This window comes from Natrinema salaciae, assembly GCF_900110865.1.
GTDB lineage: Archaea > Halobacteriota > Halobacteria > Halobacteriales > Natrialbaceae > Natrinema > Natrinema salaciae.
This window is the reverse complement of record NZ_FOFD01000002.1, coordinates 249,100-265,313: the sequence shown is the minus strand read 5'-3', so window position 1 is coordinate 265,313 and position 16,214 is coordinate 249,100. Positions and strand designations below refer to the sequence as shown.

Here is a 16,214-nt window from a genome sequence, read left to right as displayed (position 1 = left end):
GTACACGGCAGTATGTACGGCGTCGTCACTCGGAACGCCGAAGAAGTACGGTGGCCGGAGTTCGACCGCGGCTTCTACGAGGTCAAAGACGTTACCGGCCGGTCCGCCGAACCGATTGCCGACGGGGTAAACATGGTCTCCTGTTTCGGCGACAACGCCGCCGCCGACGCCGACCCGTCGCTGGTCCCCGTCGATGACATGGGTCGGCCGGCCGACAGAGAACGGTCCTACTTCGATTGGGCCTATATCTGCCCCTCCCGAGACGACTACCGGCAGGGCCTGTTCGAGATCATCGACGACTGCGTCGCCGAGAACGAGGACGTCCGGCTCGACGATATCGGGTTCCCGCGCGCGGAGTACTGCCGGTGTGGGGTCTGCGAGCAGGAGTTCGAGGCGAGCACGTACGACGACCGCGTGAAGTGGCGGGCCAGCGTCATCACCGAATTCGTCGGAGAAGCCGTCGAGCGCATTCCGGGCACGGTCTACATGACGCTCTATCCCGACCCGTACCCCGGCCACCTCTACGAGCGCGCCGGCATCGAGCTGGCGGCCGTCGAGGAGTACGTCGACGAGTTCGTCGTCCCGCTGTACGACACGGCCTACGGAACGACCTACTGGCTCGAGACGATCGCGAAGGGGTTCCAGAGCGCGCTCGAGACGCCGTTTAACGTCGAATTGTACGCGGTAAACGTAGATATTGACAACCTAATCCACGCGACCGAGGTCGCACGGGAGTACGCGAACGGCGTCTTCTTCGGCTACGAGGCGAGCAACGGACGCGCGGCACTGCGCCGGATGCGAGCCGACGAACGCGACGGCGTGACGCACGGCGAACCCGGCGCCGAGTCGGACTCCTGACGGCCGCGACCGACCGCCCGTTCGTTTCGACGGTCGATGTCCCGATCCCAAGAAGATATTACGCCGCCGTATCCTGCTCTTATCGGTGAGTATCTTCGAGATGGCGGAGCGGTATCGGTGGCCTCCAAACGTGCTCGAACGACGGCCGTTCACGAGGGATTGAGCCGGACTACTCACTGGAACCGACGACGCCCTTTATTGGCGTCTCGGTTGCCCTCAGTCGTGACCGAGGACCGACGGCGACCGCAGGTCCTCAGGTACGTATCATGAGAGAGCAACAGAACCAGCAGTCCACGGAGCAGACGGCGGAGTCGACGATGAACCAGGGTCAACAGACCTTCGAACAGCTGGTCGACCTCCAGCGGGACCTGGCCCGCATGACGCTGAGCGCGCTCAAGTGGCAGGAATCGGCCCAGCAACAGGGCCTCGAGATGACGAAATCGATGCTCGAGAGCGCACCGGGACCGCAGTTCACCGAGTCGATGATGCAGAGCTATCTGCAGGGAATGGAGGCCATCATGCCGGAGATGGAACAGATGATGGAAGAGGGGATGCAGGCCGCTGCACAGCCCCAGATGGCCCAGATGGAGCAGATGGGGAGTCAGATGCGGGAGATGGGAGATCGGATAGGCGGCCAGGGACGACAGCAGATACGGACCCAACAGATGGGCGACCAGCAAGCGGGCGGCCAGCAGGCCGGCGGGCAGCAGATGGGCCGCTCGGTGCACGACCGACAACGGACGACCGGGCAGCAAACTGCGGGGGAACAGCCGCAGCTACAGACGCAGACACGGACGGGGATGGGAAGCTCGGCGGAATCGAGCGGCCAATCGCAGCCGCAGCAGCCCCAGCAGTCTCAGCAACCCCGGCAGTTCCAACAGGCGCAGCAGCCCCCGGAGACCGGAGAGTGGGTTTCGGCGGGAGAGTACGGCGGCGAATCGGCCCACGCGTCCGGCTACCAGCAACAACCGATGACGGCGTCGCCCAGCCGCTCGCGGCAGTCCGAGTCCCAGCAGTTCGGGGACCAGTCCCGACAGGGCGGCTCCGGCTGGTCACAGCGCCCACAGCAGGGGCGAACTCAGTACGGACAGCAGGAGCAGTCCCAGTACGGTGGCTCGTCCCGGAGCGGTGCCCAGAGTCAGGGCGGTCGGGAGTACGAGCAACCGACACAGCAACACCAGCACCAGCCGGGACGGACCGAACAGGGCCGCTTGCGGGATCAGTACTCGGAGCCCTCACAGCGGACCGATACCGGTCACGGCGAGGGGAGGGACCGCTCGATCGAACAGGGGCAACGACGCAGTGGACAGGCGTCCACACGCGGCCGACAGGGCCGCGAGTCGGAAGCTGACCGACGAGGTCGTGAGTCCAAAGCGGACACCGCCCGAAACCAGGATCGTGCCGAAACGGAGCGAACGCCCGAGCGGCGTGCGATGGAGGACGTGGACATCACGTCCGAGCAACCACAGCAGCCGACCGAGGAGAGTCGCGCCAACGAAGAGCGGGACTCGGATCGACGGTAATCCACACCCCTCTACACCCCACTACACCGACGATCCCATACCCGCCGCTCGAGGGGATCTTCTGGCAGCGTCACGTCGCGTCGAACTCGAGGCGTGCCGCCGAAACAAAGACGGAATTCGGGCTACGACCGTGGTCGTCGATCCGGCGTCCGTCGCGGACGGTATTACCGCGTTTTGTCGTCGCCGATGGCATCGTCGTCGTCATCGTCGCCCATCAGGCTGTCGTCGTCATCGTCGCGGATCACGCCTTCGTCGTCGTGACCGCTGATATCGTCTTCATCCCGATCGATACCGCGGTTTTCGGTGCCGGTGGTTCCTGCCCCGGTGTCCGTCCCGGTACCCGTCGATCCGGTATCGGTCGCACCTGTCCCGCCTGCACCGTGGAGGTCGCGCTCGAGGTGGATCTCGTCGTCGGTCACGCGACTGACCGCCTCTTCCTGGAGCGGGTAGGTGCTCTCGCCGCTATCGCTCCAGCCGAGCGTCGCTTTGATCGAGTCCGTGATTCCGGGATCCGGTTCGACGTGGGCCGTGCCGTGTTCGACGTCGGCGACCATTCCGACCTCGTCACCGTCGGCGTTGACGACGCGCTTGCCGACGTCGTCGTCGGTAAACTGTGGGGACATTGCGTTTTTACTAACGGTCGATTCGCGCAAGGTCGTGGTGCTTGCGGGTGCTTGCGAGTGTGGTCAACCGAATGATGGATCGGAAACCGTGCGCAAGCGGTCGATTACTCGAACTCCGGCTCTCGATCCTCGAGGAAGGCGGTGACGCCCTCCACGTGGGCGTCCGACGTGCGGGCCTGCGCCTGGAGCAGGTTCTCGTAGTCCAGCGCCTCGCCCCACGGCCGGCTCATGTTCTCGTGCATGGCCCGTTTCATCATACCGATCGTGGCCGTCGGTCCGTTCGCGAGCCCCGCGACGGTGTCGGCGACCCGGTCGTCGAGTTCGTCGGCGGGAACCGCCTCGTTGATCAGGTCGAGGTCGGCCGCCCGCGCCGCGTCGAAGAACTCGCCGGTGAACGCGAGCTGCTTCGCGGCCCGCAGGCCGACGATGTGGGGGAGGATGACGGTACCGCCGGTGTCGGGGATCAGCCCGACCCTGACAAACGCACACGAGAAGGTCGCGTCGTCGGCGGCGAACGCGAGATCCGCGAGCGCGACGATCGAGAGGCCGGCACCGATGGCGTCGCCGTTGACCTTCGCGACGATCGGCACCGGACACTCGAGCATCGCTTCGACGACGCGACCGAACGTCTCGGTGACCCGTTCGTAGGCCGCCTGCGACGAGTCGGGCGTCTCGGCCATCGACTCGAGGTCGCCGCCGGCGCTGAAGGCGTCGCCAGCACCGGTGATGACGATCGCGTCGTACTCCTCGGGGCTGGCGGCTTCGATCGCGTCGGCCAGCTCGGTGGCCGTCTCCATCGTGAGCGCGTTGAGCGAGTCGGGTCGGTCGAACGTCAGTCGAAGCACGCCGTCGTCGGTATCTCTCTGCATGCCGCACCTGTCGGACGGCCGGGTATTAACAGTTGCAGGTACCGCCGTCCGCGGCTGGCCTCGTCGCTGACGGATGATCGTGCGATCGGCCAAAAGCATCGAGTCGGGCTCTCGGGCTGGGCCCCGGCTGATCGAGCGGACTCAGGGGTTCAGTTCGACGGAATCGGCGGTGCGGCGGTGTCCTCCTCGGTCACGTTGAGTTCGGACGTGACGAGCGCACGGTAGGCTCGGCGCAGCCGCTCGGAGAGCGCCTGATGGGAGATATCCAGCTCTTCGGAGAGCTCCTGCATGGAAACCTCGCGGGGAATCTCGAAGTAGCCGTGATCGATGGCCGCGACCAGCGTCTCGTACTGGCGGGCCGTCAGGCCGCACTGGGAGTGGGACTCCTCGGCCAGGTCGAACAGCCGGACGATCGTCGGCGTGGCGTCGTTATCGTCGAGGCGGTCGTACAGCGAACTCACGCTCTCGCGGTCGACGACGCGGACGCTGAGCAGCCAGGTGCCGTTCGACGCCGAGGCGCTCAGGACCGTGCCGCCCTCCTCGAGGACGATCTCGAACGGGTCGACGGTGTCGGGTTCGAACTCGATGTCGTACAGCCAGCGGTCCTCGTCGCTGCTGATCTGGGTATACGCGCCGATCGCCGCGGCCTCGTCGAGGGCCGCCTCGATCTCCGACTGCGAGGGTCCCGACAGCCAGAGGCCGTGGCCGCTCGAGGCGATTACCCGCTCCATCTCGCACGTGAGCGAGGGGACGGCCGCGAACAGCTCGCCAGTTCCGGTTCCGTCGGCCGGGATCTCGATGTCTGCGATGGATGTCATGAGTCTCACTCTCCGGTAGAACGACGATGTCCATAACCCCACTTCCAAACCACTTAGAAGCGGTTTGAGCGAATTACACGCGTTCTGATGGGTTCGGACGGGAAGTCGAGAGCGCGTCCCAGTGGCGGCGAATCAGTGTCGCCGGGGAGTCCCGACCAGCAGTTGGACGACGACGACGACGATCACGGCGACGGCGAGCAGGGCCAGTGCGATCGGGACGATCGCGTCGATCCCGCGAGCGATAAACGAGACGCGGATCTGCGTCGGCATGGTCCGGGGCGCGTACGCGACCATCATCGTCGCGCCGAACTCGCCGATCGCCCTGACGAACGTGAGCACGATCCCGGCGGCGATGGCGTTGCGCGCGAGCGGCAGCGAGACCAGTCGCACCGTCCGGAGTCGTCCGTACCCCATCGTCCGTGCGGCCTCCTCGAGGCGCGGATCGACGCCGTCGAACCCCGCGCGTGCGGTGACGACGAGGAACGGGGCGGCGACGAACGTCTGGGCGAGCACGACGCCGGCGCGGCTGTCCGTCAGCGGGACGCCGAGCGCGGCGGCCGCGGCCCCGATCGGCGTGTACCGACCGACGACGGTCAACAGCATGACGCCACCCACGATCGGCGGGACGACGAGCGGGAGCAAAACGAGTGCCTCGACTAGTCGCTTGCCGCGAAAGGAGGCCCGCGAGAGGACGTACGCGAGCGGGACGCCGAAGACGGTCGCGACGGCCGTCGAAACCGGTGCCGTCACCAGCGAGGTGGCGATCGCGTCCCGGACCGTCGGGTCCGCGAGGCCGGCGACGACGTCTACCTCCCGCGTTCGGGACAGAAAGACCGCGAACGGCACGACGAAGTACGCGAGCAACACCGCGCCGAGCAGCGCCGGGACGGCGAGCCCGCGCGGGAGCCACTCGAGGCCCACGTCCAACCGGGACGCGTCCGCGGTCGCCGCCGAGGGCTCGCCGTCCGGATTCCGATCGACGCGACTCACGGCTCGATCGCCTCCGGCGGATCGCCGTGGAACCGCGGCAGGGAGTCGTCGACGCGCAGGCCGTGCTCGGCGAGCAGGTCGCCGTTCTCGAGGAGAAACGCGACCAACGATCGCCCCGCGTCCGGATCGTCGGCGTCGGTTCGGACCGTCGCGTTGTACCTGACCGGCGTCCCCTCGACGGTGTGGCCATCGTCGGTGGTGTAGCTTGCCCGCGCGTATCGGTCGGCGAACGCGGGGTTGCCGAAATTATAGGTGTCGGACAGGCGGCGGACGGCCACGTCGCGCTCGGCCGCCATGTTGCGATAGACGACCGCACAGGCCCGATCTCCGTTCTCGAGGCCGGCGAGTAACTGCGGCTCGTCGGGGACGCGAGCGGCGGTCTCGGCCAGCTCGTCGCGGAAGCCCTCGAGTCCGTGCTCGCGCTCGGCGAGTTCGAAGAGGTGGAGCGCCCGATAGCCGAGCGGGTCCAGATCCGGGTCGCCGATCGCGATCGCCCCGTCGTCCGCGTCGGCGAACACTTCGTACCACGGCTCGCCGGCCTCGAGTCGCGCTCCCGGATCCGTTCCCGGCGCGTAGGCGACCACGACCTCGTTGGCCGCGAATTCGGCGTCCCAGTCGGCGTGGTCGGGGTAGAGTCGCTCCCGCAGCAGGTCGACGTCGGCACTGATCACCACGTCGGGATACTTCGTCCCGTCCTCGACCAGCCGCAGCGCGGCGTTGCTCCCGTAGTACTCGCCCTCGTACGCCAGGCCGGTCGCCGACTCGAAGGCCGGCCCGACGCCGTTCTCGAGGGCGACCGCCAGACTGCCCGCAGCGATGACGCGGACGCCGCCGGTGCCGCCGAGACAGCCCGCCGTCCCGACCACTCCCGCCGTCAGCCCGCCCGCTGTGACGAGTACCGACCGACGGCTCCGTCGGATCGTCCCGCTGCGGCCGTCGTGACCGTCCATACGTCTCGTTCGATCGCCGGCGTAAATACAACTGGTTTTGGTTCCTATTTTGTGAGAAAGCAACCGAATGTAGTTACATTCGACGGGTGGTTCCGTTCGGGAGCACCGACCGACCGCCGCGATTCCCGGCGGCCGGATCGGGTCAGGCTCCCGATTCGTCGCCGGGTGCGTACTCGATCCCTTCGAGCGAGCGGATCGTATCGACGAGATCGTCGATCGGCTCGCCGCCGCGGCCGACGACGGGACCGCCAACGGCGGACGGCTCCCGGTCACCGACGAGGATCGTCGGCAGGGGTGCTCCGGCGAAGCCTTCGACGAGCACGGTGTCGTACCCGCGGCGCGCGAGTCGCTCGAGGACGCTCGCGAGCGCCTGACTCTCGGGATCGTCGGCCTCGAGGAGCGGGGCGTCGGACGCGGGCGGGTCTCGCTTCCCGCGGGTCGTGATATCGAAGGTGAGCGCCGGCGTGACGCCGACCACGGTCTCGGCCCCCGCAGTCCGGTGCCGGTGGGTGTCGGTTCCCGGCGTGTCGATCTCGATGTCGTGGTGGATCGACTTGACGGTCGCGACGCGCCCGTCCGCGGCCAGTCGTGACACGAGTGCCTCGACGAGTGACGTCTTGCCCGCATCGCTCGGCCCCGCCAGACAGACGACCCGCAGCCTCGAGTCATGGGTCTGGGTCATGCGCCGGGATTCGGGTCGCGGCCACAAGACGCGTTCGACGGGCGATCACGGCGGGCCGTCACGATCACCCATCGGCATCCGGTCGCTTCCCGGGGTGGGGGCCGACGGGCCCGACGAGCCACCGCCGCAGGTCCCACACCGGAAGTCGCGCCCGTCCTCGCCGGCAGCGATGTCTTCGACCGGCGACGGCGGCGTCTCGGTGAACTCGTCGGGGTCGATCCCGAAGCGGTCGACGTCGGCCGACACGAGCGCGACCACCAGCTCCGCGAGCGCCTGATAAAACGGGGCGTCGGACTCGTCCCGAACCCTGTCGCGGAACCGCGGGACCCAGCGCCCGAGGTGGTCCTCAAGGAAGTCCGCCTGAGCGTTCCTGACGACGTCGACTCCGGTTTCGTCCCCGCTCTGTTGGAGGTAGGCCGTCTGCAGGGCCAGGTGGGAGACGAACTCGAGTTCGACACAGAGGTGGTCGACTCGCTCGCGATTGCCCTCCTCGAGGTCGAGATCGAACGCGCCGTAGAAGCCGGCGACGTCGGCGAGCGTGTCCGTACTCGTCACGATCGTCCCCGGTCCGGTGTCGATCTCGTACTGCGGGATCTTGCCGCCCTGTTCGAAGCCGAAGAGCGAGGCGTACGTCGAGTAGCACTCGTCGGCGGCGTCCCGGTCGTCGGGACTCTCCGTGGCGACCGTCTCGGCGTGCTCGCGAAGCCGCTCGTCGCCGAGTACCGCGGCGGACTCGACCAGCTGGTCGTCGAACGCGTCGGAGACCAGCGCGTCCCGGAGATCGTCCGTCGGCCTGTCGAACGCCATCGACGCGAGCTTGTACAGCCGCGAACGGTGAACGTGTTGCTGTGGTCGTGACATTGGTGATCGGTCGCGATTACGTGATATCCAGTCGGTAGGCGTTGTGCTGGTCGTCGAAGCGGTCCCGCTCGTACTGGGGTTCCTTCATCGGGACGCGGGCCACGGTTCGTCCGTCCTGATCGTAGCCGATCGCCTCTTCCTCGGTGACGTCGAACTCCTCGATGCGCCACTCGGTCGACCCCATCAGGTGGAGCAGTCCGCGCAGCTCGCGGTACTCCTCGTCGCCGCGTCGGGCCTTCCGGTAGGTCTCCTGTGCCTGCTCGACCCGCGGGCCGAACATCTGCTCTAAGTAGTCCGTCGGGACGTTGATCGGCGGAATGTAGTAGACGTTGGGCTCGAGGCCGAGCTGTGGGTACAGCGGGAGCGCGACCTCGGCCTCGTGGACCATGTAGTCGACGGGGGCGGAGGAATCGGCCTGCTCCGGCTGGTTGACCCAGCCGTGCATCCGGATCTTGCCCAGACAGTTCTCGAAGCACTGGGGGACTTTCCCCTGCTCGACCTTGGGGTAGCAGCCGACGCACTTCTGGGAGTTCATCGCGACGGGGTTGTAGATGGACTTCCCGTAGGGGCAGGCCCGGACGCACTCCTGGAAGGACTGACAGCTGTCCTCGTCGAGGAGGACGATGCCGTCCTCCTGGCGCTTGTAGATGGCCTGGACGGGACAGCCGCCGGCGCAGGCGGCGAACGTGCAGTGGTTGCACACCCGCGGGAGGTAGAAGAACCACGTCGGGTGGTGGTCCTCCTCGATGTGAGTGTCGGACTCGACCCCGTGGCCGGCGGGTTCGTCCTCGCCGAGGTTGGGCTGGGCCCAGTCCTCGTCGTCGGGACGGAAGCCCTCGATCCCCTCGCTGTGCAGGGTCTCGGGATCGTCGTCGATCGCCATCGACTCCCAGTCGAAGTCGCGGGCCTCGAAGATCGTGTCGCCCTCGTAGACGCCGTCGGAGCCCCACTCCTGGACCCCGAGCCGGTCGAGGATCTCGACGTCCCACCCGAGCGGGTAGGAGCCGTAGGGCTTGGTCTCGACGTTGTTCCAGAACATGTGCTCCTGTCCCTCGTTGTTGGTCCAGGTCGTCTTACACGACAGCGAACACGTCTGGCACGCGATACACTTGTTCAGGTCGAACACGGCGCCCCACTGTCTCTCCGGACGTGCTTCCGGGTACGGGTACTCCATCTCGCGGCCGATCTGCCAGTTGTAGACTTCTGCCATTGGTGGTCACCTCAGTCTGATTCGCTCGTGAAACCGCCCTCCAGGTACTGTTTCATCCGGTCGTCCTCCTGGGTCGGCCGGACGCCCTCGTCGACTGGCCGCCAGTTGCCCTCGCCCTCGAGTCCGCCGTCTTCGGCCTTCTCGATCTTGACGAACGACTCCTTGGGCGCGCCGTTCGCGGCGTGGACGTCCGGCTCGAACCCGACGTCCATGTTCTGTCCGAACATGCCCTTGCGGGGCAGCGAGTCGGTCAACCAGGTCCGGCGCAGCCACGTTGACGTCATCGACTGGTGGCCGCCGCTGCGGTACATCGACACGTAGTTGGTGTCCTCGGACTGGGCCTTTCCGTCCTCGCGCTGCTGCTGAGCCTCGTAGGTCTTGTGCGAGGTCTGGCTGACGTTCATCCAGCTGCGCGTGACGCCGCGCGGAAGGCTCGGCTGGTAGCGGACCCGCATGAGCGCACGCGTATACTCGGTCTCCTCGTCGTTGGGATCGTAGCCCGGGAACGGCCGGTCCGAGGGGTCGGCGTCGACCCACACGTAGTCGCCGTCCTGCAGTTCCTCCTCGCGGGCGTCCTCGGGGTTCATCTCGACGTACCCCTCACCGATGTACGGCTTGCGCTTGTCGAAGGAGTCGCGACCCGTCTTGCGACCCTGATCGCCGAAGTTGCTCCACCAGACTGCCATCTCCTCGAGGTCGGCACCGAAGGTGTGGGTCCCGTGGCGGTACTTCGGCGTCATGTAGACGTAGTCGTAGCCCTCGTCGAGGTCGGTCAGCGGGTGACTGGTGTCGACCAGTTCCGACGGCGAGCGGACCTCGTTGCGGACCTGCCGGTCGTTGGTGTCGCGGGCCTTCTCCGCGCTGTCCCAGCCGCGGTCGCCGGGCGTCTCGGGAGCGACCACCGGACTGTCGCTGTCGTCGACGATGACGTTCGGCTCGTAGGGGGTCGCGTCCATCGGCTCGCGGTGTAGCGGGATGTGCTCGCCGGCTTCGGCGAACTCCGCTTCCTCGCGGAAGAACTCGAGCCGACCGGTCTTCGTGTACCAGGGCCGGGAGTCCTGGGTCTGCTCGTTGCCGACGTGCTTGGGATAGGTCCGGGTCATGATGATCGCCGGCGTCCCCTCGCGGGCGTCGTCCAGCAGGTCCTCGACGTCGTACCCCGTGACCGCGTTGGAGTGGTCGAGGATGCGCTGGAGGTACGGCTTGGCCTGGTATTCCTCCTCGTCGATGAACGTCCAGTAGTCCTCGAAACGGTCGTCGCCGGTCAGCTCGGCGAGCTTCTCGGCGACGCCCTTGTAGTGTTGGGTGTCGTTCAGCGTGTCGTAGATCCGGTCGATCTTCGTCTCCGGCATCGTCGTGATGAACGGGTTCGTCACGGAGGCGGTGATGTCGTGGACGTGGTGTTCGGCCCACGAGTCCGCCGGGAAGACGATGTCGGAGTACTCGCAGGTCATCGACCACCACCACTCGTTGGTGAAAAACGCCTCGATCTTCCCGGTCCGCAGGGCCTTCTCGATGATCTTGTAGGCACCCTTCGCGTTACCGAGGATGGAGTTCGATCCCGACACCCAGATCGACTTCGTGGGCGTGTGCATGTGCGAATCGCCCTGGAAGTACTCGCCGTCGACCTTCAGCGGCTTGTCGAGGTTCGTGTAGAAGTGCGCCGAGTGAGCGTCCCAGCGCTTGTCGGTTCGGGCCGGTTCGCCGGGATCGAGTTCGGGGTCGAACGGGTCCTCGTTGGCGTACTGGCCGACGCCGTTGAAGTACGCCATCCGGTAGTTCCCGGAGTAGGAGCCGACGTTACCGGTCTGGTAGCCGACGTTGCGCGTCAGCGACGCCAGCAGGAACGCGGCACGGCCGTGCTGGTCGGCGTTCGCATAATGGTTCGGCCCCATCCCGGTCAGCAGCATCGTGCTCTGCTGGTTGTCCGCGAAGTCGTGTGCCAGGTTTTCGATCGCCTGCGGGTCCGTCCCCGTGACCGCGGCGGTCGACTCGAGGCCCCACGTCTCGGTCAGGTGTTCTTTGATCAGGTCGAACACCGTCCGAACCGTGACGGTGTCGCCGGCTGCTCGCGCGTCCTCCGAGCTCGCGCTGTCGGCGAGTTCGACCTCGAACTCGCCCTCGATCGTCGCGGGAACGTCGAAGTCGTCGCCGATGTCGTCGCGCGTGACCGGCTCGAACTCGCCGGTCTCCGCGTTGTGGACGACGAAGTCGCCCCACTCCCGGCGGAGTTCTTCGGTGATGATCTGCTCGTCGATGTCCGTCACGTCGACGCCGGGACGGTCCGCGTCGTCGCCGACGGCGTCGGTCTTCTCCAGGTCCTCGGGCTCGTAGCCGTCGAAGACGTCGCTGGCCCGAAGTAGTTCGTTGCTGTCCATCCGGACCAGCAGCGGCAGGTCCGTGTGCTTGCGGACGTACGCCTCGTCGTACAGCTCCTCCTCGATGAGGACCCGGGCCGCGCCGAGGAACAGTGCCGTGTCCGACGCCGGCCGGACCGTGATGAGTTCGTCGCACTTCGAGGCCGTCGCGTTGTAGTCGGTGAAGATCCCGGTGAGCTTCGACCCCTTCAGTTTGGCCTCCGTCAACCAGTGACAGTCGGCCATCTTCGAGGTCAGGTAGTTGATGCCGTCGAGGACGATGTGGTCCGCGTGCTCGATGCTCGCCAGGTCGAAGTCGACGGTCTGCTGGCCGGTGACCATCGTGTGCCCCGGCGGCAGGTCCGTGTGGAACGAGTAGTTGTCCAGTCCCATCGCGCCCAGGGCCTCGTCCTCGCCGACATCCCGTACGTAGTTGTCGAGCAGCGCCATCGAGTTGGCGTTGCGGTACTGTCCGAACAGCTTGATGACGCCCAGGAGCGGCATCCCGCCGCGAAACTTCATCGTCCGGACGCCCGCACCCTGCGTCTCCTCGACGACGCGCTCGTCGTACCCCTGCTCGAGCAGCGACTGCAGTCCGTCCTCGCCGCTGTACTGGTCGGCGAGCTCGAGGAAAGTCCGCGCCGCGTACTCGTGGGCCACGTCCTGCGAGACTTCGACGAAGTCTTCCTCGCCGCGCCGGGCGTACTCCTCGGGCATCGAGCCGTCCGAGTCGCGCGGAAAGCCGTCGTCGACCCACTGTTTGAACCCCTCCCGGATCATCGGCGCCTTGACGCGGCGCTCGTTGTAGAACCGATCGACCATCGCCAGGCCCTTGTTACAGACGCGGGGGTCCCACCGCTGGGTGGCCTGGTTTCCGTCGAGGTCGGTCGCCTCGCCGTAGTTCATCGAGGGACCGAGCCGCGTGATCTGCCCGTTCTTGAGCGTCGCCTCGAGGTAGCAGTTGTGGGTGTCGTTGGGCGTACACGTGAGCATGTAGGAGTCGTCGGGCTCCCAGATCTCGCGGTACTTCCGATCCCAGTCCTCGTTGGGATACTCCTCGAGCGGGTTCATCGGGTCCTCTTCGTCGTCGTCGGTCTCCTCGGTGGTCAGTCGACGGAATCCGAGGAACCCGAGTCCGGACGCGGCGGCGACGCCGGCCGCGGCGGCACCGAGTTCGCGCCGGGTCAGTTCCAGCCCGTCCTGCTCGTCGTCACTCATCGTACCACCCCGAACGGTCGGTGGACGGATGGTCGGCGGGTGAATCCCTCGCCCTCCGGTTCGGACAGCGCCGTTCGAACGTGGGTCGTCCGTATGCCATCACGTCCGGGAGTGCGCCCGCCACTCATTAACCGAACCCGGCCGTTCCCACGCGCTGGGGACGCTGCGGCCGAAATCCACCAAACAGGGGGACTTTATAACGGGCCGAAATACGAGGATAAATCCCGAACGACGAACGGTACCGGACGGAAGCGGGACGGCGACCGACGCCGCTCAGGTCGCCGGTTCGGACGCCGGCGCGGCCGTCGGCTCGAGCTCGACCAGCCAGCCCTCGTACCCGAGGTCGTCGACGGTCGTCCGCTCGAGCGAGCGATCGTCGCGCGCGAGGCTCTCGTCGACGACGTCGACGAGGTCGGCGGGCTCGCCTCGCATCAGGATCGAGACCGGGCCGTCGGTAGACGCGCCGAGTTCGGTAACGACCTGTCGCTGGCAGGTCTCCGGGGGCAGCCCGCGCAGGTCGACGGCGTCGTCGGGAACCTGGGGCCCCGCGTCCGACGCGAGGAACGACTCGACGGTCTCCCGGAGCGCGTCGATCGCGGCTTCGCCGTCAGTCGCGGGCTCGTCGAACGAACGCGCCGTCGGTTCCCGCAGCGCCGGATCGAACGGTATCGGGTCGATCTCGTCGTAGGCCGATTCCGCCACGTCCGTCGCGACGGACGGGTCGGTCCCGTCGAACGGTCCCGCCGTCGTCTCGTCGGCCGACCCGACCATGTTGGGAACGACGCCGATCGTCGACACGTCGTTGGCCGCGTACAGCGCCGCGGTCCGCTGGGTGGCTCGGACGCCCTCGTCGGTCGGCGTGCTCACCAGCAGGCCGCCGTCCAGCGGCGCCTGCTGGACGATCGTGTAGACCGCGTCGCCGATCCCCGGCGGGAGGTCGACGAGCAGCACGTCCCGGTCGTCCCAGGCGGCGTTGCCGAGCAGGTCTTTCACGACGTCGTGGACCATCGCCCCGCGCCAGGCGACCGGCCCGTCCTCGGCGATCAGTTCGATACTCACCACCTGAATGCCGTCCGCCTCGACGGGCATCGGCCGCCCCGTCGGCGAGGTCTGGACCGGCCCCGCGGCCTCGAGCAGGTCCGGCGCGTCGGGCGCGTACACGTTCGCGTCGAAGACGCCGACATCGAGACCGTCCTCGGCGAGCGCTCGCGCGAGCGACGCGGTGATCGTCGTCTTGCCGACGCCGCCTTTCGCGCTCCCGACGGCGATGATCGAGTCGACGCCGGAGACCGGGAGTCCGGTCTCGGGCGCGTCCGCGCCGGCCGCCTCGACGCGGACGTGAGCGACGCCGTCGGTCGCCAACCCCGCCCCGCGGAGCTGGTCGGTGAGCCGATCGGCGAGGACGCGATCGACCGGCTCGAAGTCGACGGTGAACGTGACGATCCCCTCGGCGACGTCGATATCCTCGATCAACTGCTCGCTGACCGGGTCACTGCCGAGGATCTGGACCTCCCGGACGCGGTCGACGACCGCGCGCTGTATCTCCTCGTCCGTTCGCGGTGACTCGTCCGTCATATCCGCCCGTTCGCTCCGGACCGGTATTTCACCCGTCGAGAGTTCCCGCGGCGTGGGAAGCGAACGCGGAATCGGCCGGCGCGGACGCCCATCGAGACCGGGAGCGCGGTGATTTCGGCATCCCGGCGACCGCCGGGCTCCGTTCCCAGTCCGCTGGAATCGAAGCCCCGAATTTGTCTCGAGCGGCGGACGGTTCGGTATGCCCACGTTCCAACGGAGCACGGTGATCGACGCCGCCTTCGAAACCGTCTGGGAGTTTTTCGATACCGTCGACGAACTCGAGCTACTGACGCCGGACTGGATGGGACTTTGCATCCCTCGAGCGATCGGTCCGGACGGCGAGCGGGACCCGGACGGCTATTTCGTCGGCACGGAGATCCACCTCGAGACACGCCCGTTCGATCTGTTCACGGCGACCGAGTGGGTCGTCGAGATCGTCGAGCGCGACGTGAGCGAGGAGCGCGCGTCTTTCGTCGACGAACAGGTCGGCGATCGCGGTCCCTTCGAGACGTGGCGACACGACCACCGGTTCGTCGACCTCGGTCGCGAGACGCTGCTCTACGATCGGGTCGACTACCGAGTCCCCGGCCCCGGCGAGGTACCGCTGGCGACGCCGTTTCTCGCGGCGATGCTGTGGTACCGACACCGTCGAACGCGCGCGTTACTCGCCGAGTGACGCCGGTGTACCGTCCGCGCCGGGCCGATCAGAACAGTTCGACGCGAATCCCGTCGCTCTCGAGGTCGTCGGCGAACGCCTCGGCGTCGGTCTCGATGGGCTCGAACGTGTCGTAGTGCTCGGGCAGTACCAGATCGGGATCGACGCTTCGGGCGAAGGCCGCGGCCTCGCGACGATCCATCGTGAAGTGGCCGCCGATCGGTGGGACGAACACGTCCGCCGCGATCGACTCGTGGTGGGGGAGGAAGTCCGTATCCGACGGGAAGAACACGGTCGTCCCGTCGATCGCGAACAGCAGGCCGATCACCTCGCCCTCGGCGTGGAACGGCTCCCCATCCTCGTCGAGATGGTCGCCGGCCGGGTCGTTGGAGGCCGGGACCGACCGCACGTCGATTCCCGCAACGGTCGTCTCGCCCTCGTGGGGCAGGTCGACGACGTCGAACGCGAGGTCACCGGTATCGACGGCCTCGTAGACGGCGACGGTGGCGTCCGGCCCCGCGACGGCCTCGATCGCGTCGGCGTCGTAGTGGTCCATGTCGTCGTGCGTGACGAACACGACGTCGCCGTCGTTCGGTGCCCCCTCGAGTACCTCGCCCCACGGGTCGACGTAGACGACCGTTCCGTCGTCGGTCTCGAGACGGACGCTCGCGTGGCCGAGTCGCTCGAACGCGATCCCCTCGTAGTCGACGGTGTCGGCGGACATCGTCGCCCGAGCGTACGCCGCGAGTCGACTTATAGGTCGACCGTTCGGCCTCCGGCGAGGGGACTGATCGGCTTCCTCCGCTCTCGTTTGCGAGAGCGAAGCTGTCGCCGCGATAGCTATCCGATCAACCGTCCACGTTATTTTCAGCGCGGTATCGCAGTCGGGAATGCGGGCCCCTGCAGTGACGTGGCGGGTCGTCCGGCGACGGCAGTACCGACGACATAGCTGACCGAACGGCGACCGTCTTCGGCGAGACGGGTCCCATCATAGGCGACGGCTAAGCCGATACCGCGCTCTTACC

General features: G+C 67.1%; 14 protein-coding genes. 3 read left to right on the top strand and 11 right to left on the bottom strand.

Annotation, left to right across the window (positions count from 1 at the left end):
• Positions 1-12 precede the first annotated feature (12 nt).
• Both BMX07_RS06660 and BMX07_RS06655 read left to right on the top strand, forming a co-directional pair.
• A complete protein-coding gene (locus tag BMX07_RS06660; RefSeq protein WP_090615683.1) occupies positions 13-858 on the top strand; it encodes a hypothetical protein in 846 nt (281 codons plus the stop codon).
• A 266-nt stretch (positions 859-1,124) separates the two neighbouring features.
• The gene (locus BMX07_RS06655; protein ID WP_090615680.1) at positions 1,125-2,381 is read left to right on the top strand and encodes a hypothetical protein; all 1,257 of its coding nucleotides are present in this window, start codon (positions 1,125-1,127) and stop codon (positions 2,379-2,381) included.
• Positions 2,382-2,545: 164 nt separating this feature from the next.
• Here BMX07_RS06655 and BMX07_RS06650 read toward each other — a convergent pair whose 3' ends face one another.
• The 10 genes from BMX07_RS06650 to BMX07_RS06605 all read right to left on the bottom strand — a co-directional run bounded on the left by BMX07_RS06650 (position 2,546) and on the right by BMX07_RS06605 (position 14,534).
• Positions 2,546-3,004 carry a hypothetical protein gene (locus tag BMX07_RS06650; protein WP_090615678.1) on the bottom strand — a complete coding sequence of 153 codons (459 nt, stop codon included), beginning with the start codon at positions 3,002-3,004 and terminating at the stop codon, positions 2,546-2,548.
• Positions 3,005-3,108: 104 nt separating this feature from the next.
• Entirely contained in the window at positions 3,109-3,873 is a 765-nt protein-coding gene (locus BMX07_RS06645) for an enoyl-CoA hydratase/isomerase family protein (protein WP_090615674.1), read from the bottom strand.
• Between the two features lie 149 nt (positions 3,874-4,022).
• A complete protein-coding gene (locus BMX07_RS06640; RefSeq protein ID WP_090615670.1) occupies positions 4,023-4,691 on the bottom strand; it encodes a helix-turn-helix domain-containing protein in 669 nt (222 codons plus the stop codon).
• A 132-nt stretch (positions 4,692-4,823) separates the two neighbouring features.
• Positions 4,824-5,681: an ABC transporter permease gene (locus BMX07_RS06635; protein WP_090615667.1), complete on the bottom strand. Its 858-nt coding sequence runs from the start codon at positions 5,679-5,681 to the stop codon at positions 4,824-4,826.
• Positions 5,678-6,631, bottom strand: coding sequence for an extracellular solute-binding protein (locus BMX07_RS06630; protein ID WP_090615665.1), 954 nt, complete (start codon positions 6,629-6,631; stop codon positions 5,678-5,680). Before BMX07_RS06630 ends, BMX07_RS06635 begins: the two co-directional genes overlap by 4 nt.
• A 142-nt stretch (positions 6,632-6,773) precedes the next feature.
• The gene (gene mobB / locus BMX07_RS06625; protein WP_090615661.1) at positions 6,774-7,313 is read right to left on the bottom strand and encodes a molybdopterin-guanine dinucleotide biosynthesis protein B; all 540 of its coding nucleotides are present in this window, start codon (positions 7,311-7,313) and stop codon (positions 6,774-6,776) included.
• 45 nt (positions 7,314-7,358) lie between these two features.
• Positions 7,359-8,174, bottom strand: coding sequence for a TorD/DmsD family molecular chaperone (locus tag BMX07_RS06620; protein ID WP_090615657.1), 816 nt, complete (start codon positions 8,172-8,174; stop codon positions 7,359-7,361).
• Positions 8,175-8,190: 16 nt separating this feature from the next.
• The gene (locus BMX07_RS06615; RefSeq protein WP_090615654.1) at positions 8,191-9,384 is read right to left on the bottom strand and encodes a 4Fe-4S dicluster domain-containing protein; all 1,194 of its coding nucleotides are present in this window, start codon (positions 9,382-9,384) and stop codon (positions 8,191-8,193) included.
• Positions 9,385-9,395: 11 nt separating this feature from the next.
• On the bottom strand, positions 9,396-12,959 hold the full coding sequence (locus BMX07_RS06610) for a molybdopterin-dependent oxidoreductase (protein ID WP_090615652.1): 3,564 nt from the start codon (positions 12,957-12,959) through the stop codon (positions 9,396-9,398).
• A gap of 273 nt (positions 12,960-13,232) precedes the next feature.
• Complete coding sequence (locus tag BMX07_RS06605; RefSeq protein WP_090615649.1) at positions 13,233-14,534, bottom strand: P-loop NTPase; 1,302 nt, start codon at positions 14,532-14,534, stop codon at positions 13,233-13,235.
• Positions 14,535-14,733: 199 nt separating this feature from the next.
• Between BMX07_RS06605 and BMX07_RS06600 the strand changes: the two genes are divergently transcribed.
• Entirely contained in the window at positions 14,734-15,210 is a 477-nt protein-coding gene (locus BMX07_RS06600; protein WP_090615646.1) for an SRPBCC family protein, read from the top strand.
• Between the two features lie 28 nt (positions 15,211-15,238).
• Here the strand turns inward: BMX07_RS06600 and BMX07_RS06595 are convergent, their stop codons facing one another.
• The gene (locus BMX07_RS06595) at positions 15,239-15,913 is read right to left on the bottom strand and encodes an MBL fold metallo-hydrolase (RefSeq protein ID WP_090615644.1); all 675 of its coding nucleotides are present in this window, start codon (positions 15,911-15,913) and stop codon (positions 15,239-15,241) included.
• Positions 15,914-16,214 lie beyond the last annotated feature (301 nt).